The organism is Paenibacillus sp. FSL H7-0716 (assembly GCF_038002705.1).
Lineage (GTDB): Bacteria > Bacillota > Bacilli > Paenibacillales > Paenibacillaceae > Paenibacillus_AQ > Paenibacillus_AQ odorifer.
On the sequence record NZ_JBBODA010000014.1, the window covers coordinates 59,745 to 84,569 of the forward strand.

Sequence of the window (24,825 nt, forward strand, 5' to 3'; positions counted from 1 at the left end):
GGTGAATGAAATGGCAAAGACGAGCGCAGAGATAGCTCTGCTGCAGGAAACTGATAAAAGTCCATCGGGCTTCAAAATTGTTTGGCGGGAGATGGTGCGGGATAAGCTGGCACTGGTCTCATTGATTTTCCTATTTACGATTATTGCTGCTGTATATGGGATCTCCTTATTTTTAGATCAGAAAGAAATTGTCACGGTTGACTTGTTCGCCCTATATGAGAAGCCTTCGGCTGTGCATTGGCTGGGGACTGATTATGGAGGCCGGGATGTATTCGGTCAATTAATTATAGGAACACGAAATTCCATGTCTATTGCCTTTATGGTTACATTTTTTACGGGAATTATCGGTATTCTGGTAGGTTTAGTCTCAGGTTACTTTGGGGGAACGGTAGATAATGTCGCGATGCGTATTGTGGATTTCTTCATGATTCTACCTTTTCTAATGATTGTTATAGCTTTTGTCAGCGCAGTTCCTAAATACAACACGTTGACCTTCTCTTTTATCATGACAGCATTTCTTTGGATGGGGATTGCCAGGCTCATTCGTTCTAAGACATTGCAAGAGAAGGAATTGGATTATGTTCAGGCATCTAAGACCCTAGGCTCCTCCAATCTAAAAATTATGTTCACGCAAGTTCTGCCGAACTTAAGCTCAATCATTATCGTAACAATGACCTTGAATCTGGCAGCGAATATTGGATTGGAATCAGGCCTATCCTTTCTAGGTTTTGGTTTTCCAGAAAGTACACCCAGTCTGGGTACTCTAGTAAGCTATGCGAGAAATCCGCAGACTCTTGAGTTCAGATGGTGGATCTGGTTACCCGCATCATTGCTGATCCTGGTATTGATGTTGAGTATAAATAATGTGGGTCAAGCGCTTAAACGTGCGACCGACGCAAGACAAAGAAAAGGATAATAAGGGAGGAAATGATTAAATGAGAAAAGCCATTCGTTCAAAAGCTTTACTAGTTTCATTAATGTTTGTAATGTTGTTCGCTCTTGCGGCTTGCGGCTCCAAGAACAACAACGAAGCGGCTGAATCAACAGCAGCTCCTAGCGCCAGCGCACCTGCGGCAACCGCAGAAGCCACGGCCGCGCCTGAGGCAGAAGATGGACTTTATAACATTAAAGATTTCAGTAACGTTAAGACTAACCAAGGTGAAGCTATTGACGGAGGGACAATTACATTTGGACTTGTTTCCGATAGTCCATTTGAAGGCACTTTGAACTGGAACTTCTATTCTGGAGATCCGGATGCTCAAGTTCTGAACTGGTTTGATGAAGGTTTGTTAACTTGGGATAAAGACTATGTTTATACTAATGATGGTGCGGCTACTTATGAAGTTGCAGAAGATGGACGTACCTTTACCTTTACGATTCGCGACAATGTAAACTGGCAGGATGGTAAACCAGTAACCGCTGAAGACTGGTTGTTCGCCCATGAAGTTATTGGTAATCCTGCTTATGATGGTCCTCGTTACGGTTCTGACTTCACTAATATTGAAGGCATGGATGAGTACCATTCCGGTAAGGCCAAGACCATATCCGGGATTAAAGTGCTGGGTGATAAGAAACTGCAAATTACTTATAAGCAATCTACACCTTCCTTGTTAACGGGTAGTGTATGGATTTATCCATTAGCCAAACATATCTTTGGCGGCATGGATGTTGCCAAAATCTCCTCTTCGCCTGAAGTCCGCCAAAAGCCAATTGGCTTCGGAGCTTTTAAAGTTGAGAGTATCGTTCCTGGTGAGTCTGTAGTATTTGTTAAGAATGAAGATTACTGGCGCGGAGCCCCTAAACTGGATAAAGTAATTTTGAAGGTCATCAACCCAACAACAATTGTACAAGAACTGAAATCTGGTGGAGTTGACTTGGTGGATTCCTTCCCTATTGATCAATACCCTGATAATGCAAAGATGTCAAACGTTGAATTCCTGGGTGCGGTTGATCGTGCTTATACGTATATAGGCTTTAAGCTTGGTAAATGGGATGCAACGAAAAAAGAGGTTGTTACCGATCCTAAAGCTAAAATGGCGGATGTGAATCTTCGTAAAGCAATGTGGGCAGCGGTTGACAATGATACAGTTGGTAAAAAGTTCTATAATGGTCTGCGTTGGAATGCGACTACCTTAATTCCACCTTCCCATCCTGAATTCCATGATGCTTCCAATCCAGGTGTAGCTTATGATCCAGAAGCAGCTAAGAAGATCCTGGATGACGCTGGTTACAAACTAAACGGTGAATTTAGAACGAATCCAGATGGCAGCGAGCTGAAGATTAATTTCATTTCGATGACTGGTGGAGACATTGCTGAGCCGCTGGCTCAATATTATGTACAATCCTGGAAAGCGATTGGTTTGAATGTAACTTTGGAAATGGTAGAGTTTAATACCTTCTATGATCGCATAGGTCAAAATGGTGAGGATGATCCTACTGTTGATGTGTACCAAGGCGCTTGGGGTGTAGGGATTGACGTTGACCCATCAGGTCTGTATGGCAAAGATGCAATCTACAACTTCCCACGTTACTCGAGTGCAGAGAACGATCGTTTGCTTGCCGAAGGGATATCCGAGGCTGCATTTGATGTAGACAAACGTAAAGAAATCTATAAAGAGTGGCAACAATTTATGGTTGACGAGATTCCAGTATTCCCAACACTTTATCGTGCTGTAATCGTGCCGGTTAATAACCGCGTCCTGAATTATTGGGCTGTTGGTGATGGAGTTGGAATCTATTATAACGACATTGCGGTTTCTGCAGATAAAGCTGCGGTAGCTCAGTAAGAGGGTATTAATGAACAGCAGTTCAAGGAGAGATCCTGAGCTGCTGTTTTTTTATTTTTCATTAAATTAACAATAATTCCTATATTTTGTACATTATTTACTGTAAAAATATAGTGTTTTAATGAAAGATATGGTATATTTTGGGTGAGAGCGAAACTTTCGCTTAAATATAGCTCTTAGAGTGAGGTGAGTGGATGATCGCCATGACGGGTACCTGATTCAAGTGAGGGAGGTGTTACGGGACTGAGGTGTAATCTTTCTTGTGGCATTCACTGAAGAGAGGGGCAGTAGAAATGATCAAGAGGTATAGGAAACAAGGACTGGTGTTCAGTTTGTTGTTTACGCTTACATTTTGTTCAAATGCTGCATTTCAACCGGCGATAGCAGAGGCAGCGGCCGGAGACTACAACTATGCGGAGGTTCTACAAAAATCTATTTATTTCTACGAAACCCAGCGGTCTGGTGAATTGCCAGATAACAATCGGGTGGAATGGCGGGGCGATTCCGGTCTTTTGGACGGTGCGGATGTGGGACATGATTTGACTGGTGGTTGGTACGATGCCGGTGATCACGTTAAATTCGGTTTGCCTATGGCTTATTCTACAACGATGCTGGCGTGGTCGGTTTATGAGTACAAGCAAGGATATGAGGGGTCTGGGCAGCTGGAGGAAATTTTAGACAATATTCGCTGGGCAACAGATTATTTTGTAAAAGCTCATACCGCTCCTAACGAGCTGTGGGGACAAGTTGGTAACGGAACAACCGATCATAATTGGTGGGGACCCGCAGAAGTCATGCAGATGCAGAGACCTTCCTACAAAATTGATGCCACTCATCCCGGATCAGATCTTGCCGCAGAAACAGCTGCAGCGTTAGCTTCGGCATCCATTATTTTCAGGGATACGGATGCCGTATATGCGGACAAGCTGCTGCTGCATGCTAAACAGCTTTACAATTTTGCTGACACTTATCGCGGCTCCTATTCCGACAGCATTACCGATGCCAAACAATATTATAATTCTTGGAGCGGTTACGCGGATGAATTGAGCTGGGGGGCTGCCTGGTTGTATTTGGCGACTAACGATCAGCAGTATCTCAATAAGGCTATTGCAGCAAGCGATCAATGGGGAACGAATCAGGCTGGAAACTGGGGGTATCAATGGACACAGTCTTGGGACGACAAGCATTATGGCGCTCAATTACTGTTGGCACGAATCACCGGGCAGACCAAGTTCATTCAATCTACTGAACGGAATATGCAGTATTGGACGACTGGCGTGGGTGGAACAAGTGACCGTGTTGCCTATACTCCTGGCGGACTCGCCCATCTGGATCAATGGGGCGCATTACGTTATGCAGCCAATCAGGCTTTTATGGCCTTCGTTTACTCGGACTGGGTGAGCGATCCGGTGAAGAAAGATACGGCGCGTTCTTTCGCGGAGAGACAAATTACGTATATGCTTGGCGACAATCCACGAAACAGCAGTTATGTTATCGGTTATGGTAATAATTCTCCTCAGCATCCCCATCATCGAACCTCACATGGATCATGGAATGATAGTCAGAGCGTTCCGGTAAATCATCGCCATGTCTTGTACGGAGCGCTAGTTGGAGGCCCGTCCAAAACAGACAGCTACACCGACTCCATTAGCGATTATGTCTCGAATGAAGTTGCAACCGATTACAATGCAGCTTTTACAGGAGCTATTGCAAAAATGGTGCTGCTGCATGGACAAGGGCAACAGCCGCTTGCACAATTTCCACCTGCAGAGACACGTGAAGATGAGATGTTTGTCGAAGCCTCTGTGAATGCTAGTGGCAGCAACTTCGTAGAGATTCGAGCATTGCTGAATAACCGTACGGGCTGGCCGGCACGGGCCAGTAAAGAGATGTCTTTTAACTACTATGTGGATCTTAGTGAAGCGATAGCGGCTGGTTATGGTCCTGAGGATATTACGGTTACAGCGGGAGGCTACAATCAGGGTGGATCGGTGTCTGCACTTCAGCCTTACGATGCAGCTAACCATATCTACTATACTAAGGTTGATTTTACAGGTACTTTGATTTATCCGGGTGGACAATCTGCTCATCGTAAGGAGATTCAATTCCGAATTGCAGCTCCGCTGAACACTAACTTCTGGAATAATGCTAATGATTTTTCATTCCAAGGGGTGGCAGCTCAGGGAGCAACTCCTGTAAAAACAGCGAACATCCCAGTGTTTGATGCAGGTGTGCACATGTATGGAGAACTTCCAGCGGGTGGCGGACAACCTGGAGAACCTCAAGTCCCTGCACGTCCGACTAATGTTCAGGCTGTAGCAGGTAACGGAACGGTCCATTTGACTTGGAATGCGATTAGCGGGGTCAGTGAATATACCGTTAAACGCAGTGAAGTGAGTGGAGGCCCGTATACAGTGCTTGAGAATGTCACGGGAACGGATTACATGGATAGTGGACGGGTGAACGGAACCACTTATTATTATGTGATTACTGCCACGAATAGTGTAGGGGAGAGCTTGCCATCTATACAGGTTAGTGCCAAACCCCAAGAACCAACACAGCCCACAACGGGGAATTTGAAGGTGCAATATCGTACGAATGATACGAATGCCAGTGATGGACAGCTGCGCCCTCAGTTCCGAATTATGAATACAGGAACCGAGTCTGTGGCACTTAGCGGCTTGAAGCTGCGTTATTATTTCACTGTGGATGGGGATAAACCACAACAGTTTCATTGTGATTATGCTGTAGTGGGCAGTGGTAATTTAAGCGGCAGTTTTGTTAAGCTGAATCCCGCCAGTACGGGCGCGGATTATTATCTGGAGATTTCTTTTGGTGCAGGGGCTGGAAGCATAGCGCCTGGTGGAGATAGCGGCGAGATTCAGGCTCGCACCAATAAGACGGACTGGACGGCTTACAATGAAACGGATGATTATTCCTACAGCGCGGTTCAGCAGACATTTGCCGATTGGAATAAGGTTACACTTTATCAAGGTGAAACACTTGTATGGGGCTTAGAACCATAAATATATCCAAGAGAGGGAGCTTGCCTAAGATGATGAAATTGAGCTTAATAAAGAAGCCTGTTTCTGTAATAATGGCCGCAGTCCTGTTTCTCTCACTCATGACCGGTCTATTTAATTTTAGACCTCAGACTGCTCACGCTTCAACTACGGAGCAGACACGTTTTCTGCAATTATATGCGCAGCTAAAAGACCCCGCAAATGGTTATTTCTCTGCCGAAGGAGTACCTTATCATGCGGTAGAGACCTTGATGAGTGAAGCCCCTGATTACGGACATATGACGACCTCAGAAGCTTACAGTTATTGGATGTGGCTTGAGGTACTCTATGGTTATCACACAGGGGACTGGACTAAGCTGGAATCAGCTTGGGACAACATGGAGAAATATATCATTCCTATTAACGAAGGTGATGGCAAGGAAGAACAGCCAACCATGAGTTATTACAATCCGAACAGCCCGGCTACGTATGCAGCGGAGCATGCTCAGCCGGATCAGTATCCAAGTCAGCTAGGTGGCCAGTATACAGCAGGTAAAGATCCGTTAGATGCTGAATTGAAGGCGACGTATGGCAACAACCAGACCTACTTGATGCACTGGCTGGTAGACGTGGACAACTGGTACGGCTTCGGCAACTTGCTGAATCCTACGCATACAGCCGCTTATGTGAATACATTCCAACGGGGTGAACAAGAGTCCGTTTGGGAGGCGGTCCCTCACCCGTCTCAAGATGACAAAACGTTCGGAAAAGCAAACGAAGGCTTCATGAGTCTGTTCACAAAAGAAGCTAACGTGCCTTCCGCTCAATGGCGTTACACGAATGCTACAGATGCCGATGCACGGGCAGTACAAGCAATGTACTGGGCTAAAGAGCTCGGCTACAACAATACAGTGTATTTGAATAAAGCTAAGAAAATGGGCGATTTCCTGCGGTACGGTATGTATGATAAATACTTCCAAAAAGTAGGAAGTGCAGCTACTGACGGCACCCCTGATGCCGGGACTGGCAAAGATTCCAATCAATATCTTCTAGCTTGGTATACCGCATGGGGCGGTGGACTTGGAGCTACAGGAAACTGGGCTTGGAGAATCGGTGCGAGCCATGCCCACCAAGGGTATCAGAATGTCGTGGCTGCCTACGCACTTTCTGATTCGGAAGGGGGTCTGATCCCGTCATCAGCTACAGCTGGGCAGGATTGGGAAAATTCTCTGAAACGTCAATTGGAGTTTTATACTTGGCTGCAGTCCTCTGAAGGGGCGATTGCCGGTGGAGCGACCAATAGTTATCAAGGTGCCTACAAGGCTTATCCAGCTGGAACCAGTACTTTTTATGGCATGGCATATGACGAAGCTCCAGTCTACCACGATCCGCCATCCAATAACTGGTTCGGAATGCAGGCATGGAGTGTGGAACGGGTAGCAGAGCTGTACTATATCCTTGCTTCTAACGGAGACACTACATCTGAAAACTTCCAAATGGCAAAACAAGTTATAGAGAATTGGGTAGATTGGTCTAAAGATTATGCCTTTGCCAACAAACGTCCAGTTACGGATGCTGAAGGTTACTACCTGAACAGCCAAGGAAATCGAATTCTTGGAGGCGCCAATCCACAAGTGGCTACAGTCTCTGCACCAGGAGAATTCTGGATTCCAGGTAATGTGGAATGGACAGGACAACCTAATACTTGGAATGGCTTCAGTGGTTCTACTGCAAACAATAACCTTAAAGCCGTAACTAAGAGTCCAAGCCAAGATACAGGTGTACTGGGCAGCTATATTAAGGCACTTACCTTCTATGCGGCTGGCACCAAAGCTGAACATGGCAGCTACAGTACTCTGGGAGGAGAAGCTCAGGTACTGGCTAAATCTTTGTTAGACACAGCATGGGGTTATAACGATGGAATTGGTATTGCAACTACCGAAAGCCGTGGAGATTATTCTCGTTATTTCACTAAAGAAGTCTATTTCCCAAGCGGCTGGACAGGTACATTCGGCCAAGGAAATACAATCCCTGGTACATCAACAGTGCCTTCCGATCCTGCTAAAGGCGGAAATGGGGTATATGCAAGCTATACCGATATCCGTCCGAATATCGTAAATGACTCTAAGTGGCAATATCTGCTGGATAAATACAATACTTCTTTTAATAAAGTGACTAAAACTTGGGACAATGGAGCCCCTGAATTTACCTACCATCGCTTCTGGTCGCAAGTAGATATGGCAACTGCTTATGCTGAATACGATCGACTGATCAACAGCAGCGTGCCTACTGAGCCAGTAGCTCCTAAAGCACCTTCTAAACCAAGTGCGGTCGCTGGTAACAAAGTTGTAGATCTTAGCTGGAACAACGTAACTGGAGCTACAAGCTATACTGTGAAAAGAGCTGCAACAACTGGCGGCCCTTACAGCGATGTGGCTGTTGTCACTCAAGCTACTTACAGTGATGCTTCCGTGGTTAACGGTACGGATTATTACTATGTAGTTAGTGCCTCCAACGTGGTTGGTGAGAGCCCGAATTCGCCTGAGGTTCACGCCAAGCCTATGGATGTACCGATTCCGGCACAAGGAGATTTGGTGGTGAAGTACCGGACAAGTGACACCAATCCGGGAGATAATCAGTTCCGCCCGCAGCTGCAAATTGTTAACAATGGGGATACGGCTGTAGCGCTTAGCGATGTAAAGCTGCGGTATTATTACACGATTGATGGCGATAAACCTCAACAATTTAATGTTGACTATGCTAACATCGGTGGAAGTAATATACAGGGAACATTCGTGAAGGTAGACCCTGCTAAAACTGGAGCGGACTATTATTTAGAAATCTCCTTCGGTGCAGGTGCAGGCAGTCTTGCACCGGGAGCCAACACGGGTGATATCCAGATCCGGGTCAACAAAACGGACTGGAGCAATTACAACGAGGTTGGAGACTACTCTTATGACCCTACCAAAACATCGTACACGGAATGGAATCATGTGCCGTTGTATTTGAATGGTGCTCTAGCATGGGGACTTGAGCCTTAAAGTCTAAATAAGGGAAGCCCTAGCCATTTGGCTGGGGCTTTTATTGTTATTGGCTAGTTAGCGACTGCATTGTGCCTAATTGTGGCTTCATGTCCATTTTAATTGTATTTCCTACAACTAAAATAAGCTCTAGCCGCGCCAACGTAATTTAATTGCACTTCATACAACTATTCATCAGTATATGGATACTTATTGAGATATAAGCTCAGTTTAACTGTACAATATACAACTAAAATCCAAAAAGAAATAAAAAAGCACGAAATAGCTGTATTAACTACAACTATTTCGTGCTTTGGTACGTTTGTTAGATATTGGGAGTTACTAAGACTACTTGTAGATCAAGCTTTTATAGAAGCTTGGTTTACATTCACACTTGTGCTGAAGGAACAACCTTCTCCGCGTATTCTATCGTTCCGCCGCCGAGACATTGCTCGCCGAGATAGAAGACAACGGCTTGACCAGGTGTGATCGCTTTTTGTGGAACATCAAAGGCTACATTTATTGTTCCATCTTCACGCGCTGTAAGGGTCACGCCTTGATCTGGCTGGCGATACCGGAATTTAGCGGTGCATTTCAGCGGCTCTTGCCCAAGCGCTTGCCCGTCAATCCAGTTAACACCGGAAGCAATCAGGCTAGTGGAGTACAGGCTGTGGTGTTTGTCTCCTTGTACTACATAAAGAATGTTGCGGCTAAGGTCTTTCTCAGCTACAAACCACGGTTCGCCGTTGCCAGAGCCACCAATACCAAGCCCTTGGCGTTGGCCTAACGTGTAATACATAAGTCCGTCGTGGCGGCCTTTAATCTCTCCAGTTACTATGTCAACCATATCGCCAGCTTGTGCCGGGAGATATTGGCTGAGGAATTCGCGGAAGTTGCGCTCGCCGATAAAGCAGACGCCTGTGCTATCTTTTTTCTTGGCCGTGTAAAGTCCTGCTTCTTCAGCAATTCTCCGCACTTCAGGTTTCGGCAGATGTCCAATAGGGAACATTGCTTTAGAGAGTTGATGTTGTCCCAGTGCATTCAGGAAATAGGTCTGATCCTTATTGTTGTCTACGCCGCGGAGCAGCTTGTACACACCATCTTCTTCTATAACACGTGCGTAATGTCCAGTTGCGACATAATCGGCACCAAGCTGAAGGGCTTTGTTCAAAAATTCTCCAAACTTAATCTCGCGGTTGCACATGACGTCAGGATTTGGCGTCCGGCCGGCCTTATATTCATCGAGAAAATAAGAAAATACCTTATCAAAGTATTCCTTCTCGAAATTAACGGTATAGTAAGGAATATCAATCTGCTCGCATACGCGGCGAACATCCTCTGCATCGCTTTCGGCCGTACATACTCCGAATTCGTCGGTATCGTCCCAGTTCTTCATGAAGATGCCGATGACGTCATAGCCCTGCTGCTTGAGCAGAAGCGCCGTGACGGAGGAATCGACCCCTCCGGACATGCCGACGACGACACGGGTGTCTTGTTTTGCTTTTGTCATCGTAATCACCATTTCTGTACCCAAAATACCGGTCATTCATGGAACACCCGGCTCAAAATGTATTATAACATACCTGTCTACTCTAAACCTCTGAAATAAGAGACTGGAAACAACAAAATGTCCACCTGGGGTGAACATTCTCGTAAAATGTTTCGTTTACCATTTCATTTGTGACTTCGGATATGATAACATAAACTGAGAGTAATTATCGGAATACCTTGATATGACAATCCAAATGACTTGCCGAATCAATAGTATACAATAATCAGACATTAAACTGAAAGAGGTGCCCCTTTGAAAATATCAACTAAAGGTCGTTACGGACTAACAATTATGATGGAGCTTGCACTGAAATTTGGTGAAGGACCAACTTCACTTAAGAGTATCGCTGAGAAAAATGGTCTTTCCGAGCATTATCTGGAGCAACTAATTGCTCCTCTGCGCAATGCAGGGCTTGTAAAAAGTATTCGTGGAGCATATGGCGGTTACATTTTGTCGCGTGAGGCGAACGCTATCACTGCCGGTGATATCATCCGTGTGCTGGAGGGCCCAATCTCTCCTGTAGATTTCACGGAAGAGGACGATGCAGCGAAACGGGATTTATGGTTGCGTATTCGCGACAGCATTGCCGATGTGCTGGACTCCACAACACTTTATGACTTGATTAACTACAAAGAAGAGAGTTTGGCCGATAATTACATGTTTTATATTTAGATCTCCAATGAAAGATAACTCAACAGTATTATGAATCAACGTTTAGGCTCCCATTTGGGAGTCTTTTTTTTTATCTGTGATTCTATTTGTTCTTACGTTTATTAAGGTGCGCGATCCAGCGGCAAAAGGCTCCGATGAACGCTGCGAGAATCGGTATCCATTGGTTAGTAGTTAAGTTAGCACCTCCACAGTACTTATAATTCTTTCGTCATAAAAACACTATAGGGGTCTTCAATGTAATCTGCAAACGGACTACAGTATTCAAAACCATATTGTTCATATAATTTTCTAGCCGCTTCGAACCCTTCAGTGGATCCGGTTTCCAAGCTCAGACGCCGATAGCCTTGTTGCTTAGCTTCTTTAATGATATGGGCAAGCATTTTAGATGCAATGCCCTTCCTAAGATGCTTGGTAGAAGTACGCATGGATTTGATTTCACCATGATGGCTACCCAGGTCTTTAAGAGCACCACAACCTAAGAGTTCGCCCTGCTCCCAGGCACTCCAAAAGGTGATTTCAGGTGTTTTTAATTTATCTAAATTCAATGCATGCACACTCTCTGGTGGAGATTGCTCAAACATGCTCTGAAGATGTTCACTGATCAATGCTATGATTTCGGTTCCGGTTAAGTTATCGATTCTAATCTCCATATTATTCACTCCCATTGATAAGATTATGGTTTGTTGTATATATATCAGGTTTCTTTAGCGGAGTTCGCTGTTGTAAGTTGTAGCAATCGGTCCAAGGCTTTCTGTGTAAGGGGCATAAAGTAATTAAGAATTAAGCCGCCTAAACAAATGGTAAGTAGAGTGCCAATCCCAATGGGCCCATTGAAAATAATAGCGGCAAATAAGAAAACAAGATAAATGATTGTTCTAGTAAATAGTATACTAAGCTTAGTTATCGTTTGCAGTACTAATGTTAGCCGGTCCACTGGAATCGGTGCGAAATTTGCGTATAAATAAATGGATGTACCTAATCCAATTGCGATTAAGCCTAAACCATAAAAAGCAATTTTACTGATCCACAGATTAGGCTCGATCAGATGGTTAAACAAAAAAAGCCACATATCGATACCTATGCCTGCTATGAATGCAGTTACCAGCCCTAATAATTCCGGTCTTTGCTTGGATAAACATGAATTACATCCAATCAACAGGCATGCGATCAGCACTTCCCAACTGCCTACTGTAAGACCGACATTTTTGGATAGCCCGACTAAAAGTGCATCAAAAGGAGAAGCTCCAAGGTCAGAGATTATTGTTAGTGAAACGCCTAGGGTTAAGATGAAAATTCCGCAAGTGAAAATGGAAAACGTAGTTACACTAACCTTCTTCATTCTTTTGAAGCAGAAAGATCTTTAGTCATTAAAAGATGAGGGATGCCATCCTCCATAAATTCAGTAGATGAAGCCCGATAACCAAGTTTCTTATAGAAGCCCTCTGCCTGAGTTTGCCCGTGCAATTTAGCCTTTTGATATCCCTTTTCAACCACGATCTCTTCCAATGCGGAAATAATTTTTTTCCCAATTCCAAATTTACGGTAAGGTTCTAGGATGCAAATACGCTCTAACTTACCCATACCATCAAGAACGCGGATCCTTCCTGTGGCAACTGGTTGCCCATCATAATAGGCCAGGACATGTTCACATTCTCCATTCAGTGTATCGAATTCATCAAATTCATCATTAAGGGGTACGCCTTGTTCCTCAACAAATACTTTTTTTCTGATTGAAAATGCAGCTTCAAGTTCCTCGATTAGTGTAATTCTTTTAAGATTCATTCTTGCTTACTCCATTCTGTATTTGTTTTTTTTAGGAAAAACGTCATAATGAATTAACGACAATTATTAGTATATATACAATCAATATTGTTGTAAATACAACATTATTGGAACTGGCAGGTGATTGAATGAAGGAGATCCTTCGTGAAGTTGGAATGATAGCGAGGGCATTAGATTCCATAAGTAATATAGAGTTCAAGGAATTAGAGCTTACAAAGGGGCAGTATTTATATCTGGTCCGGATATATGAGAATCCGGGCATTATTCAAGAAAAGCTGTCGGAAATGATAAAGGTGGACCGAACAACAGCAGCGCGTGCGATTCAGAAGCTTGAAATCCAAGGTTTTATTGAAAAGAAAGACGATGAAACAAACAAAAAAATAAAAAGGTTATTCACAACTGAAAAAGGTAAACAAGCCTACTCTTTTCTGAAGAGAGAAGGGGACCATACCGACTTGGTTGCATTAGCAGGATTATCTGAAAAAGAAACGGAAGTCTTGTTTCAACTTTTGCAAAGAGTTAGGAAAAATGTTGAGGTTGAGTGGGAATACGTAAAGAAGGGAAATAAAAGAGAGTACTAAAATCAGCAATTGTTATTGAACTAACCCAACACGATCGCATAAAAAAATGCCTTGCTAGTGATATACTGGCAGGGCATTTTAATGAAAACGGAGCCGTGGAATTGTGCGAGCGGAGAATAAAAAAAGAACACCCTAAAGTGTTCATTAAGGTTAATTATTGCTCTGCAGGTGTATTTCCCATTGCAATAGAAATTCTGTTCCAACTGTTGATTTGATTAATAATCAGCACAAGATCAACATATTGTTTCTCATCGTAATGTTCACGTACTTGTTTATATAGCTCATCCGGAACTCTTTTGGAAGGGATCAGCGTAATATGCTCAGCTAGTTCGAGAGCAACCTTCTCTTCAGATGTATAAAAAGTACATTCCTCCCAAACATTTAAACAATAAATTCGTTGTTCGGTTTCACCCATTTTACGAGCTTCAGATGTATGCATATCTATGCAGAAAGCACATCCGTTAATTTGAGAAACTCTGATTTTGATAAGTTCTCTTGTAGTCCGATTAATTGTAGATTTTTTGGTGTACATCTCCATATCCATCATGATTTTCATACCCTCAGGTGCAACTTCATTGTAGGCAACTCTTTGACTCATTAGGCAAGACTCCTTAGGCTTTAGTTTAGGAATAGTATAACTTTATTTTAACACTATTATTCTTTATATGCGAACGTTTGTACTTGTTTATTTGCTTGTGAGAAGGCAGAAATCACCCGATGACCTCTGCATTGGTTATTCCACGAGTTTCCCCGTCCTCTTGCCTCACAACTATCGGCTTCCTGGTGAATAAGTTGATAGAAACCAAGAGGAGGAGTGAGGAAATGCCTTATACAACAGGCCTTATTACAAATACAAGAGCAACAGGTACTGCAGCAAGTAATGTAGTAGTCAGTGTTCGTAACACAAGTAATGCGAGTGCAATGATGATCGTTGAAGTTTTTGGTGTTCCATATTCGATGCCAGCTCTTACCCCGATTTATGTAACAGGGTATTACGTTCCTGCTAAGAGTTCTGATATTAGAGAGTTTTTCATTGGCGGCAATTTGGCTTATGAGGTACAAATTAGTAGTCCTTTTCCTTTGGCAGAAGTAGTTACCTCCGTGTATGGGCTGGACGAGTTCGGAAATCTAGTTACTGATCAGCGAGTGCTTCAATCTGAATTGACGCAGATTACCGCATTATCTATCCCTATATAATAGTAACGTTTAGACCATTAAGCAGCAGTCGCTGAAAGAAATAGGGCGATTGCTGCTTTTTTAGGCGCAATAAAGTATTTTAGGGCATTCACACAATCATATGAGAGGAATCAAAATATACTGATTTTATACTCCAATGTAGAGAGAGGTAAAAATCATGGCGGATGTAGGGGTAGTTATGCCTGTGTATACCCAAAAGCCGGAGTTTCTGCGGCAAGCTCTGCAGTCTGTTCTGCACCAATCTTTTACCAATTTTCGGCTGGTTGTTGTGATCGATGGAGCACCAGATATGGAACCGCTCGTGAGATCCATTATAGTCGAAGATCCGAGGGTAACGGTTATCTCTTACGCACAGAACAGGGGTATAGCACATGCACTGAATACTGGCTTTGATCTTTTGTTTAGTGAGCCCAGTATTCAATATTTGAGTTGGGTTTCCAGCGACAATGTTTATGAACCCCGTTTCCTAGAAATCCTTCGTGGGGCGCTAGTTAGAGGTCCTCAGGAGTTAGGCATCGTGTACAGTTCTTTTCAAAGCATCGATAACGAGGGAAAGTTTCTTCACAACGAACATCAATTGGCTACGCAGCGTAATTATCAGTCACAGCCCAAAGAGAGATTGCTGGATTATTCACTCATTGGCGTATCTTTTATGTACAAAACACAGATTGCGAAGCTTGTTGGAGCTTATGGAATGGAACCGGTGGAGGATTATGATTACTGGCTGAGACTGGCTGAACATTGTGAGATTCGCTTTATACCGGTGGAACTGGTGAATTATCGTGTGGATTCTACCTTTAGTGTATCTGCCCAGTTACATTCGGTTGAAAATCATCGTAGATGGAGATATGCCTATCATTTGACCCGCCATCAGGCGCGGTTTCGCAGAGGGATTCCGGCGATGATTACCGTTTTATATCCTGTAGTGAATGCTTGTGCGGATGAAATAACGAGGATAGAGAATCTGTACGAACAAACGTATAGCAATTATGAATGCCGGGTGTTGGATTTATCAACTACACGTCAGCCATCAGCTCTATTGGAAACCATACCTCATCCTGCGACAGCGTTCGCTTGGCTGCCTGGAGCTGTGGAGTCACACGCGATTTGCAGTGCTATTGAGCAGCTATCCACCCCATTTACGATAGTTTTAGGTCCAAAGGTTTTTATAGGAGCGCTCGATATTGAGTACATGCTGGAAGCTTTGATTACTACGGGTGGGGATACGATCTCCAATTACTATACGGATGATCATAGCCTGATTGGATTTCGGCACAGACATGTCCCCTCAACTAAAGACCACTATTATAATGAGCTGTTTCGCAGCGCAGATTTGTATAATTTGTTGAAGACCTCTTTTACCTAAAATAATTTGCGAATGAGTGATCATGATGAAGATTTTGTTCACTTTTTATAACCCGAGTGGTGGTATGCAAACTCTGAACCGAGTTCGCTGCCAAGCTTTATATGCTCGCGGTGTAGAGTGCCATTTACTGTATACACACCATGGAAAAGGACAGCAGAATATCCGTAACATTCAAACACATATTACCAATAGTGATGACGAGATCAAGGCAATGCTTGCTCGGGAAGCTTTTGATTTAATTGTAGTGTGTACGGATATTAACTTAGCAGAGCGGATTCGAGGGTTTGGTTATAAAGGACCGCTTGTTTTTGAAGTGCAAGGTTTAGGTACATTAGATGAAGCTGAGCAGGTCGTTAATAATTTTACAGAGCGTATTTACAAGCTCACTGATGCACTACTGTATCCGGAAACAACCCATTTGCAGGCGCTTTTCAAAGGCGGATTTCCAACCATTCCACAATATTGTTTTGATGATCCGATCGATTGCGATCAGTTTGGATATACCAATTATCCCGCGAAAAGTTTCCCTATTCTCGGTTGGGTAGGACGCATTCAAACGAATAAGAATTGGCGGGAATTTCTGCAAATCGGGCAAAGGCTGCTGGCGATCCATCCCGAGCTTTATTTATGGATTTTTCAGGATGATACGTTGTTTGATCCAGAGCAAAAAGAAAGCTTTAATCAATTTGTAGCTGAGACGGGGATTTCTTCACGGCTAATTTCGTATTCCAATATCCCACATGAGCAAATGGCAGATTATATGAGCATTATTGGTGATTCGGGAGGATTGCTTCTTTCGACCTCGATTTTGGAAGGATTTGGATACGCGGTTGCTGAGGCGATGTTGTGCCGTTGTCCTGTACTTACTACAGATTCAGACGGCGTTCGAAGACTCGTCATTAACAATCACACTGGAAAAATATACACTAGAGGGCAGCTGGATGAAGCTGTGAATGCTGCTCTATCCTTGATGGATGATCCGGCACTGCGGGCCAGAATCAGGATGAATGGGGAATGGCATATCCGGACTAACCTGTCCTCCGAGCTGTATGCGGACAGATTTCTGCAGATGTATCATCAATTGATGAGACGCAGAATTCATATTGAGCGACGCTGGTCTTAACTCTGCGGTTAATCCGCAGGGTTAAGATGTTTTTTCATGGATTAACAACGAGGTCAGAATTAGTGTCAATAACAGGGTGACAATCATTCCTACCATTTTGAATAATATTGTTTTCTATATCTCATTGATTAATTCCTTCGAATTATTCCGGACATTTCCCACAGCAGTGGAAACCGGATAGGCTCTCATTTGATGTTGATCATAGGGTTTAAGAAGCTTTATTAACGAAGTTGCGTCCTGATTGTTCCGGCTTAGCCATTCAGGCTCATCCTCAGGCTTCAAAATAACTGGCATACGGTTATGGATTTCAGCCATAAGTTCATTTGGGGTAGTCGTTATAATCGTGCAGGTACTTAATTTATTACCTTCAGGGTCCATCCAAATATCATATAATCCGGCCATTGAAAAAATACCCCCATCGCGCATCACGATTCGCATGGGCTGTTTACTGCTGCCCTGTGCCTTCCATTCATAGAAACCATCAGAAGGGATGATGCAGCGGCGGGAGCTTACTAATCGCTTGAAAGAAGGCTTCTCAAGGAGTGACTCTGCCCGGGCATTGATCATTTTACTGCCGGTTTTGTCATCTTTGGCCCATGAAGGAACCAGACCCCAGCGCAGTTCCCCAAGTTTATTGCTGGACCCGGTGTTAATGACTGCCGGAATTTGCTGCATGGGTGCTGCGTTATATGTTGGTGCATAGTGGATAATGGTAGAATCATTAGCAAAATATCTGACCATCAGCTCTTCCATGGTGACGGTTATCGTATATCGTCCACACATTTTATACACTTCCCATTCGGTCGTTTTTGAGGCTAGATTTGTTTACAGCTTGTAATCAGCATGTTATGCTCGAAATATTTCTTGCAGGAACGGTTGTCGAGGGTTGTATCTTATTATAAACGAAGCACAATGAATGAAGAAAGCGGTGCATATAGGTGATTTTGGTAAGCTCTTGTTTAGCTGGCATGAAGGTAAGATATAATGGTACGGATTGTTTGGATGGGAAAATTCAGAAGCTTTTGAATGAGAATCAAGCTATTGCTGTGTGTCCGGAATTATTAGGGGGATTCTCTACGCCTAGAGAGCCAGCTGAAATTGTTGGCGGGGACGGTGAGGATGTGCTTGCAGGAACGGCAAAAGTAGTAGACCGGTCGGGCATAGATGTAACAGAACTATATTTAAAAGGGGCCTATATTACGCTTGAAAAAGCTCAAGAAGTTTCAGCCACGATGGTAGTCCTCAAGGAAAACAGTCCTTCTTGCGGCAGCACCATGATTTATAACGGAGAGTTCAAAGGGAAGAAGATCGCTGGCAACGGCGTGACTGCGGCTTTACTTAGAAAAAACGGCATAGAAGTTACCTCTGAAGAGAATTGGCTGTCATTATCCTAGCCTATGTAGGGAATTGATTACAATATTGTGTTCTTTAGTTTGTGGAAAACTAACTTCTCGCGCGGTATAATTTAATAGTTCTTAAAAACGAACTATTGTCCTATACCCTAGAAGTGGAGAAATGAATGATGAAAACCATCTATTTGGACCACGCCGCATCAACTCCGGTTCATCCCGAGGTGGCCAAGGTCATGCTGAATATAATGACAGAACAATATGGAAATGCGTCCAGTGTACATCAGTTCGGACGTTCAGCCAAGAAAATATTAAATGGGGCGCGCGATACTATCGCCGCCTTTTTAGGCTGCTCGCCGGAAGAGTGGGTGTTCACTGGCGGCGGAACCGAAAGCGACAATCTAGCCCTCTATGGAGCTGTTGCTGCTGTTGCCCAGAAAGGCAATCATATTATCACCTCTGCGATAGAGCATCATGCAGTGCTACATACCTGCGAAGAGCTGGAGAAGGAAGGCTTTAAGGTTACTTATCTTCCTGTCGATTCTACAGGCCGAGTATCCGTTGCAGACGTAGAAGCAGCGGTGCAGGAAGACACGGTGCTAATCAGTATAATGTATGCCAACAATGAGGTAGGAACGGTTCAGCCGATTCAGGAAATTGGCCAGCTTGCCAGAGAGCGGGGAATTCTGTTCCATGTTGATGCTGTACAAGCTCTTGGTGCCTTACCGATCACACTGCGGGAGCTTCCGGTAGATTACATGAGCTTTACAGCTCACAAAATCAATGGACCTGGGGGGATCGGTGGCCTTTATGTGCGGAGTGGAGCACCGCTGCATCCAAGACTCCACGGTGGCCTTCAGGAACGCGGCAGACGAGCCGGAACAGAAAATCTAGCAGGTACTGCTGGATTTGCCAAGGCTGTTGAAATAGCAGTTACAGGTCTATCAGAACGTCGACAAAAAGTCCAGCTCCTGCGCAATAGACTACTTGAAGAGCTGGATGCGCTGATTGGCCGGGAAAGTTATTCGATTAACGGCAATACCGAGCATTTTTTGCCAAGTATACTGAATTTGAGCTTCCCGGGAGCTAGAACAGATGTTATGCTGATGAACCTGGATATGGACGGGATTGCGGCAGCAAGCGGTTCAGCCTGCACGTCAGGATCACTGGAAATATCCCATGTTCTGAGAGCAATGGAACTTCCAGAAAATATTTTAGGGTCCGCGATTCGATTTAGCATGGGTTTGGGTAATACTACTGAAGAAATTGAGTACGTTGCTCGAAAAGTTGAAACCATTCTGAATCGGCTGCGTATCAGAGACTAGTTACTTCTAGGCTATGATAGGTATCCTGATCATTCGGGCTTTCACTTTTTGAGAACTCGTAATTACACTCAAAGTGAGGAGACCGAGCAGCCATGAAACTTCAAGATCTGATCGGCTTGGCTGTATATGAAGTTGAAGAGGGTAACGCAATCGGCAAAATTGTCGATATTTTGCTCGATTCAAACTGGAATATTACGGGTATTGAACTGGAAAGCAAATCTTTTTTTGGTGGCCATGTGAAATTTGTGGCATGGGAAGATATTGTGGCCTACGGCGAGGATGCTGTCATGATTCGTAGTAAAGAGTCGATTGATAAGATAGATGCCGATCATATACCTTGTACTTTTCTACTTGGAAAGAACAAACTTAAGGATTTGAAAGTGCTAACTACAACTGGAACTATACTCGGACGAATATCTGATGTTTATTTTGACCAAAAGTTGGGAAACACAATAGGAGCGCTGGAAATTAGTGACGGGCTTGTCACTGATTTGATCGAAGGCCGCAAATGGCTGCCTTGTTCTGACGAGATGTCCATTGGTGAGAATGCATTAATGGTTCCTGCGATGAGCGAAGAACGGCTACAAAAAGCCATTAATATTGTTAACGGATAGGTGGAATGTATTATATGAAGTGTCCAAACTGCAACTCCAAAGATATCGGAAAGATCGGTTCCCACCAGTTTTATTGCTGGGGCTGTTTCATCGAATTGACGGTAAATGGCGAAAAAATGTCGGTTTATCAAGTTGAAGAAGACGGCACACTAAGCTCACTAGACGACCTGTTCTCCGGGGATGATATGACTCAGGATTTCCCGCAAATTCATGCGTCTTCTTAACTATGAATCTTGCTATGTAAGCAAGACTGCTCTATGTACTTAAGCGTCAATTTCCTTTCAGCTGAAATCAGTTGCAAGGTTATTGACGCTTTTTTGTGTGTTTGATGGTTATTTTGCTGCGGCCATACATATACTTATTTACGAAGCTAGTCCAGGCTCTACCGCAGGAGGGTACTCTCATGGAACAATGGTCCCAAAGTAAATGGTTCCGCTGGATGATCGGAGTGCTGCTATCCCTGATCATTTTGTATTTTGTTTGGTTGCTTCGTCCGATGCTGCAGGGGATTTTTGTATTCTTAAAGGCAATCCTCGCTCCATTTCTGGCAGCTATGATTATTTCCTATGTGCTGAATCCCGTGGTTAGTATGCTGGCCGGACGGAAGATGCCGCGTAGCGTAGCTGTTCTACTTATATATGCAGTGTTTCTAACGGCGATTACTGTGATCGCCATCAACCTAATCCCGATGTTTATTGAGCAGCTTGAAGAGTTAAATGAACATCTGCCTGAGATCACACTGCAAGCCCAGGGGCTGATGAGCCATATGAATACAAGACTAATACCGCCTGGGGTTGAAATGGGGATGAACAACTGGTTTTTTCAACTGGAGAATCGTCTGGCCGAAGGGATTTCTCATTTTCTCGATAACATAGGGACAACGATTAACTTGCTGTTCAATGCTTTTATCGTGCCGTTTCTGGTGTTCTATATCCTGAAGGATTTTGACGTATTTGAACGGACGGTGGTCTCTTGTCTGCCCCGCGCACGCCGCAAGTCAATTGTTACTTTGTTAAAAGATATTGATGCCGCGCTCGGCAATTACATTCGCGGACAATTTCTGGTCTGCATCATTATAGGTGTGCTCGCCTACATCGGCTATGCCATCGTCGGAATGCCTTATGCCTTACTGTTCGCCAGTGTGGTGGCAGTGTTTAATATTGTTCCGTATATGGGTCCATTTCTAGGGGCTGCACCTGCCATTGTGATGGCTTCGACCGTCTCTTTTCGACTAGTTCTACTGGTTGCTGTGGTAAACACTTTATGCCAAATTGTGGAGAGCAATATTATTTCTCCACAGGTAGTAGGCAGGACGCTACATTTGCATCCGCTGCTTATTATCTTTGCATTGCTGGTAGGTGGTGAACTGGCAGGGATGATTGGACTGATCCTTGCTGTACCGTTCTTTGCAGCTGCAAAAGTCGTTATTCAACACTTTATGGCGTTTTTAATCAAACGAAAGCCTGTATAAAGGGATAATCATTGACTATTGATAACAGTTTTGTATATAATGTTGGGGAATATTACTGATGACTCAGTATATAGTTGTTCGATGATGAGGAGTATTAATTCTATACCGTTATTGCAGAGAGCCGGCACTAAGGTGCGAGTCGGTTAACGGAACAGAGTGAACTCACCTCGGAGTAACGGTGCAAGTTTACAGGATATCCATAAGAGATAATGGATGTCATGAATGAACCGCCGTCGCCTCACCCCCGCTAAAGGGTGCAAAGTGAGTGGCAGAATAAAGTATATTCAGCTGCTAACTAGGGTGGTACCACGGGAATTATAACCTCTCGTCCCTAGCGATAATACGCTAGGGATGGGAGGTTTTTTTGTAAATATAAGAGAGTATACGTTTCACGCAATACTTCATGTCTTATATTTCCCGCATAAACGCTTACCGTCCTTATAAGGACACCGAGGGCGTATATGCTTGGTTAAGAAATAAGAAATAAGAAATCTAAGAAGTAACACTCCAAGGAGGAGCAGACAATGAGCGACAATCAAACAAATAGCATACCGGCTACTGGTTACCGGGCGCAGGCTATTGAGCCGAAATGGCAAAAATTCTGGGATGAGAACAAAAGCTTTAAGACAGGAGAAGATCCTGAAAAACCCAATTTTTATGCACTGGATATGTTTCCGTATCCTTCAGGTGCAGGACTGCATGTAGGTCATCCAGAGGGTTACACAGCGACGGATATCGTTTCTCGCTACAAACGGATGCGCGGTTTCAACGTATTGCATCCGATGGGCTGGGATGCTTTTGGACTTCCGGCAGAGCAGTATGCGATGGATACCGGCCAGCATCCACGTGATTTTACCGATAAGAACATCGATAATTTCCGCCGTCAGATCAAATCGCTGGGTTTCTCCTACGATTGGGACCGCGAGATTAGCACGACAGATCCGGATTATTATAAATGGACACAATGGATTTTTATCCAGTTGTATAACAAAGGCCTGGCTTATGTAGCAGAAGTACCTGTTAACTGGTGTGAGGCACTGGGTACGGTACTTGCCAACGAAGAGGTTATCGATGGTAAAAGTGAGCGCGGAGGTCACCCGGTCGTGCGCAAACCGATGCGTCAATGGATTCTGAGAATTACAGAATACGCTGAGCGTTTGCTGGAGGATCTGGAAGAGCTGGATTGGTCCGAAAGCATCAAGGATATGCAGCGCAACTGGATCGGGAAATCAACAGGTGCAGAAGTGAACTTTAACATTGAAGGTCATGAAGCTAATCTGACCGTGTTTACTACACGTCCAGATACACTGTTCGGAGCAAGTTACTGCGTATTGGCACCAGAGCATGAGCTTGTTGATGTGATTACAACTGAAGCACAGCGTGCTGCTGTGGCAGAATATCGTGAAAAAGCTTCTCGTAAGAGCGATCTGGAGCGTACGGATTTGGCGAAAGAGAAGAGCGGTGTCTTCACAGGCGCATATGCAATTAATCCTGTGAATGGTGCGAAGGCGCCAATCTGGATTGCAGATTATGTGCTTGCTGGTTACGGAACGGGAGCAATTATGGCAGTTCCGGGTCACGATACTCGCGACTGGGAATTTGCTAAACAATTCGGCCTGAATATCGTGGAAGTCGTTCAAGGCGGCAACGTTGAAGAAGAGGCTTATTCCGGAGATGGCCCGCATGTCAATTCTGATTTCCTGAATGGACTCAAGAATGAAGAAGCGATTGCGAAGATGATTGCTTGGTTGGAAGAGAAGGGCGTAGGTAAAGGCAAAGTAACCTATCGTCTGCGTGACTGGCTGTTCAGCCGTCAACGCTACTGGGGAGAGCCCATTCCAATTCTGCATTTGGAAGACGGCACAATGAAGACTGTTCCGGTTGATCAGCTGCCGCTGGTACTGCCAGATGTAGAGGCAATCAAACCTTCGGGTACAGGGGAATCTCCACTTGCGAATGTAACAGAGTGGGTGGAGACTATCGATCCTGAGACGGGCATGAAGGCTCGCCGCGAGACGAACACCATGCCGCAATGGGCGGGCAGCTGCTGGTATTACCTGCGTTATATTGATCCGAAAAACGATCAAGAGCTTTGCTCCCCTGAGAAGCAAAAAGCATGGCTTCCAGTAGATCTGTACATTGGTGGAGCGGAGCATGCCGTGCTTCACTTGCTCTATGCACGTTTCTGGCACAAGGTGCTTTATGATCTCGGCGTAGTTGAAACAAAAGAACCTTTCCATAAGCTGGTTAACCAAGGTATGATTCTTGGAAATAATAATGAAAAAATGAGTAAATCACGCGGAAATGTCATCAACCCTGATGAGATTGTAGAAGCTTTTGGTGCAGATACGCTGCGTGTTTATGAAATGTTTATGGGTCCTCTGGAAGCAACCAAACCTTGGAATGAAAAGGGTGTAGAAGGAGTTCACCGTTTCTTGTCCCGTGTATGGCGCCTGTTCGTGAGTGAAGATGGTAAGCTGAGCACTAAAATCACAGCAGACGGTGGCACTGACGAGTTCAAACGCACTTGGCACAAGACCATTAAGAAGGTCACTGATGATTTCGAGCATCTGCGTTTCAATACCTCAATTAGCCAGTTGATGATTTTTATTAACGATGCTTATAAGCAAGAAACTTTGTCCCAGGAAGCTGCTGAACACTTCGTACAAATGTTGTCACCACTGGCGCCTCACATCGCCGAAGAGCTGTGGCAGCTGCTCGGTCACGAAGGAAGTATCAGCTACGTGGCTTGGCCAACATATGATGAAGCATGGACGGTGGATGCTGAGGTTGAAATCGTTATTCAGGTAAATGGTAAAATCGTACAACGTGCATTGATCCCGCAGGATATGGGTCAAGAAGAGATGCAAGCTCATGCGTTGTCACTCCCGAATGTGAGTGCAGCAGTAGAAGGTAAAACCGTACGCAAGATCATTGCGGTTCCTGGCAAGCTTGTAAATATCGTAGTGGGTTAAGCGAAGAACG

The 24,825-nt window shown here is 44.3% G+C and carries 21 protein-coding genes; 15 read left to right on the plus strand and 6 right to left on the minus strand.

All coding sequences use genetic code 11. The annotated features are described in order from the left end of the window. Nucleotides 1–10: 10 nt before the first annotated feature. The 4 genes from MHH60_RS18315 to MHH60_RS18330 all read left to right on the plus strand — a co-directional run bounded on the left by MHH60_RS18315 (nt 11) and on the right by MHH60_RS18330 (nt 8,829). Nucleotides 11–916 (plus strand): ABC transporter permease, encoded by a 906-nt coding sequence (locus MHH60_RS18315; protein WP_076129671.1) that lies wholly within the window; start codon nt 11–13, stop codon nt 914–916. 19 nt (nt 917–935) lie between these two features. Beyond that, the gene (locus MHH60_RS18320; RefSeq protein WP_076137413.1) at nt 936–2,786 is read left to right on the plus strand and encodes an oligopeptide ABC transporter substrate-binding protein; all 1,851 of its coding nucleotides are present in this window, start codon (nt 936–938) and stop codon (nt 2,784–2,786) included. A 293-nt stretch (nt 2,787–3,079) separates the two neighbouring features. Beyond that, nucleotides 3,080–5,812: a glycoside hydrolase family 9 protein gene (locus tag MHH60_RS18325; RefSeq protein WP_076137412.1), complete on the plus strand. Its 2,733-nt coding sequence runs from the start codon at nt 3,080–3,082 to the stop codon at nt 5,810–5,812. Nucleotides 5,813–5,844: 32 nt separating this feature from the next. Further along, nucleotides 5,845–8,829, plus strand: coding sequence for a glycoside hydrolase family 48 protein (locus MHH60_RS18330; protein WP_081389106.1), 2,985 nt, complete (start codon nt 5,845–5,847; stop codon nt 8,827–8,829). Nucleotides 8,830–9,196: 367 nt separating this feature from the next. Here the strand turns inward: MHH60_RS18330 and mnmA are convergent, their stop codons facing one another. Beyond that, the gene (mnmA, locus tag MHH60_RS18335) at nt 9,197–10,318 is read right to left on the minus strand and encodes a tRNA 2-thiouridine(34) synthase MnmA (RefSeq protein ID WP_076137460.1); all 1,122 of its coding nucleotides are present in this window, start codon (nt 10,316–10,318) and stop codon (nt 9,197–9,199) included. A 294-nt stretch (nt 10,319–10,612) separates the two neighbouring features. Between mnmA and cymR the strand changes: the two genes are divergently transcribed. Then, complete coding sequence (gene cymR / locus MHH60_RS18340; protein WP_036677599.1) at nt 10,613–11,032, plus strand: cysteine metabolism transcriptional regulator CymR; 420 nt, start codon at nt 10,613–10,615, stop codon at nt 11,030–11,032. A gap of 194 nt (nt 11,033–11,226) precedes the next feature. On the opposite strand, the gene MHH60_RS18345 is transcribed toward cymR, so the two are convergent. The 3 genes from MHH60_RS18345 to MHH60_RS18355 are packed head-to-tail and all read right to left on the minus strand — an operon-like array spanning nt 11,227 to nt 12,814. Then, complete coding sequence (locus tag MHH60_RS18345; protein ID WP_036677596.1) at nt 11,227–11,682, minus strand: GNAT family N-acetyltransferase; 456 nt, start codon at nt 11,680–11,682, stop codon at nt 11,227–11,229. Between the two features lie 44 nt (nt 11,683–11,726). Further along, nucleotides 11,727–12,371, minus strand: coding sequence for a YczE/YyaS/YitT family protein (locus tag MHH60_RS18350; RefSeq protein WP_076137410.1), 645 nt, complete (start codon nt 12,369–12,371; stop codon nt 11,727–11,729). After that, on the minus strand, nt 12,368–12,814 hold the full coding sequence (locus MHH60_RS18355) for a GNAT family N-acetyltransferase (RefSeq protein ID WP_076137408.1): 447 nt from the start codon (nt 12,812–12,814) through the stop codon (nt 12,368–12,370). Before MHH60_RS18355 ends, MHH60_RS18350 begins: the two co-directional genes overlap by 4 nt. A gap of 128 nt (nt 12,815–12,942) precedes the next feature. Between MHH60_RS18355 and MHH60_RS18360 the strand changes: the two genes are divergently transcribed. After that, on the plus strand, nt 12,943–13,395 hold the full coding sequence (locus tag MHH60_RS18360) for a MarR family winged helix-turn-helix transcriptional regulator (RefSeq protein ID WP_076105880.1): 453 nt from the start codon (nt 12,943–12,945) through the stop codon (nt 13,393–13,395). A gap of 154 nt (nt 13,396–13,549) precedes the next feature. On the opposite strand, the gene MHH60_RS18365 is transcribed toward MHH60_RS18360, so the two are convergent. Beyond that, nucleotides 13,550–13,993, minus strand: a complete 444-nt coding sequence (locus tag MHH60_RS18365; protein WP_076137406.1) for a carboxymuconolactone decarboxylase family protein — start codon at nt 13,991–13,993, stop codon at nt 13,550–13,552. Nucleotides 13,994–14,217: 224 nt separating this feature from the next. Here MHH60_RS18365 and MHH60_RS18370 point away from each other — a divergent pair, with 224 nt between their 5' ends. The 3 genes from MHH60_RS18370 to MHH60_RS18380 all read left to right on the plus strand — a co-directional run bounded on the left by MHH60_RS18370 (nt 14,218) and on the right by MHH60_RS18380 (nt 17,081). Next, nucleotides 14,218–14,592 (plus strand): hypothetical protein, encoded by a 375-nt coding sequence (locus tag MHH60_RS18370; RefSeq protein ID WP_076137403.1) that lies wholly within the window; start codon nt 14,218–14,220, stop codon nt 14,590–14,592. A gap of 157 nt (nt 14,593–14,749) precedes the next feature. Next, the gene (locus tag MHH60_RS18375; protein WP_076137401.1) at nt 14,750–15,958 is read left to right on the plus strand and encodes a glycosyltransferase family 2 protein; all 1,209 of its coding nucleotides are present in this window, start codon (nt 14,750–14,752) and stop codon (nt 15,956–15,958) included. 64 nt (nt 15,959–16,022) lie between these two features. Beyond that, entirely contained in the window at nt 16,023–17,081 is a 1,059-nt protein-coding gene (locus MHH60_RS18380; protein WP_256715193.1) for a glycosyltransferase family 4 protein, read from the plus strand. A gap of 114 nt (nt 17,082–17,195) precedes the next feature. Here MHH60_RS18380 and MHH60_RS18385 read toward each other — a convergent pair whose 3' ends face one another. Beyond that, nucleotides 17,196–17,864 carry an SOS response-associated peptidase gene (locus tag MHH60_RS18385; protein ID WP_076137397.1) on the minus strand — a complete coding sequence of 223 codons (669 nt, stop codon included), beginning with the start codon at nt 17,862–17,864 and terminating at the stop codon, nt 17,196–17,198. A 155-nt stretch (nt 17,865–18,019) separates the two neighbouring features. On the opposite strand from MHH60_RS18385, the gene MHH60_RS18390 reads away from it, so the two are divergent. The 6 genes from MHH60_RS18390 (at nt 18,020) to leuS (ending at nt 24,815) form a co-directional block, all read left to right on the plus strand. Further along, nucleotides 18,020–18,475, plus strand: coding sequence for a DUF523 domain-containing protein (locus MHH60_RS18390; protein ID WP_076137396.1), 456 nt, complete (start codon nt 18,020–18,022; stop codon nt 18,473–18,475). 128 nt (nt 18,476–18,603) lie between these two features. Continuing rightward, nucleotides 18,604–19,755, plus strand: coding sequence for a cysteine desulfurase family protein (locus tag MHH60_RS18395; protein ID WP_076137394.1), 1,152 nt, complete (start codon nt 18,604–18,606; stop codon nt 19,753–19,755). Between the two features lie 92 nt (nt 19,756–19,847). Then, nucleotides 19,848–20,369, plus strand: coding sequence for a PRC-barrel domain-containing protein (locus MHH60_RS18400; protein ID WP_036677560.1), 522 nt, complete (start codon nt 19,848–19,850; stop codon nt 20,367–20,369). 14 nt (nt 20,370–20,383) lie between these two features. Next, nucleotides 20,384–20,593: a hypothetical protein gene (locus tag MHH60_RS18405; RefSeq protein ID WP_036677557.1), complete on the plus strand. Its 210-nt coding sequence runs from the start codon at nt 20,384–20,386 to the stop codon at nt 20,591–20,593. 179 nt (nt 20,594–20,772) lie between these two features. Further along, nucleotides 20,773–21,840: an AI-2E family transporter gene (locus MHH60_RS18410; protein ID WP_036677553.1), complete on the plus strand. Its 1,068-nt coding sequence runs from the start codon at nt 20,773–20,775 to the stop codon at nt 21,838–21,840. Nucleotides 21,841–22,364: 524 nt separating this feature from the next. After that, nucleotides 22,365–24,815 carry a leucine--tRNA ligase gene (gene leuS / locus MHH60_RS18415; protein ID WP_076129683.1) on the plus strand — a complete coding sequence of 817 codons (2,451 nt, stop codon included), beginning with the start codon at nt 22,365–22,367 and terminating at the stop codon, nt 24,813–24,815. The last annotated feature ends 10 nt before the right edge of the window (nt 24,816–24,825 follow it).

Coding starts and splice junctions, on each gene's coding strand:
- MHH60_RS18405 (WP_036677557.1), top strand. CDS start 20,384: ATGAAGTGTCCAAACTGCAACTCCAAAGATATCGGAAAGATCGGTTCC.
- MHH60_RS18375 (WP_076137401.1), top strand. CDS start 14,750: ATGGCGGATGTAGGGGTAGTTATGCCTGTGTATACCCAAAAGCCGGAG.
- MHH60_RS18395 (WP_076137394.1), top strand. CDS start 18,604: ATGAAAACCATCTATTTGGACCACGCCGCATCAACTCCGGTTCATCCC.
- MHH60_RS18370 (WP_076137403.1), top strand. CDS start 14,218: ATGCCTTATACAACAGGCCTTATTACAAATACAAGAGCAACAGGTACT.
- MHH60_RS18325 (WP_076137412.1), top strand. CDS start 3,080: ATGATCAAGAGGTATAGGAAACAAGGACTGGTGTTCAGTTTGTTGTTT.
- MHH60_RS18320 (WP_076137413.1), top strand. CDS start 936: ATGAGAAAAGCCATTCGTTCAAAAGCTTTACTAGTTTCATTAATGTTT.
- MHH60_RS18410 (WP_036677553.1), top strand. CDS start 20,773: ATGGAACAATGGTCCCAAAGTAAATGGTTCCGCTGGATGATCGGAGTG.
- MHH60_RS18365 (WP_076137406.1), bottom strand. CDS start 13,993: ATGAGTCAAAGAGTTGCCTACAATGAAGTTGCACCTGAGGGTATGAAA.
- MHH60_RS18330 (WP_081389106.1), top strand. CDS start 5,845: ATGAAATTGAGCTTAATAAAGAAGCCTGTTTCTGTAATAATGGCCGCA.
- mnmA (WP_076137460.1), bottom strand. CDS start 10,318: ATGACAAAAGCAAAACAAGACACCCGTGTCGTCGTCGGCATGTCCGGA.
- MHH60_RS18345 (WP_036677596.1), bottom strand. CDS start 11,682: ATGGAGATTAGAATCGATAACTTAACCGGAACCGAAATCATAGCATTG.
- MHH60_RS18360 (WP_076105880.1), top strand. CDS start 12,943: ATGAAGGAGATCCTTCGTGAAGTTGGAATGATAGCGAGGGCATTAGAT.
- MHH60_RS18400 (WP_036677560.1), top strand. CDS start 19,848: ATGAAACTTCAAGATCTGATCGGCTTGGCTGTATATGAAGTTGAAGAG.
- leuS (WP_076129683.1), top strand. CDS start 22,365: ATGAGCGACAATCAAACAAATAGCATACCGGCTACTGGTTACCGGGCG.
- MHH60_RS18350 (WP_076137410.1), bottom strand. CDS start 12,371: ATGAAGAAGGTTAGTGTAACTACGTTTTCCATTTTCACTTGCGGAATT.
- MHH60_RS18385 (WP_076137397.1), bottom strand. CDS start 17,864: ATGTGTGGACGATATACGATAACCGTCACCATGGAAGAGCTGATGGTC.
- MHH60_RS18380 (WP_256715193.1), top strand. CDS start 16,023: ATGCAAACTCTGAACCGAGTTCGCTGCCAAGCTTTATATGCTCGCGGT.
- MHH60_RS18355 (WP_076137408.1), bottom strand. CDS start 12,814: ATGAATCTTAAAAGAATTACACTAATCGAGGAACTTGAAGCTGCATTT.
- MHH60_RS18315 (WP_076129671.1), top strand. CDS start 11: ATGGCAAAGACGAGCGCAGAGATAGCTCTGCTGCAGGAAACTGATAAA.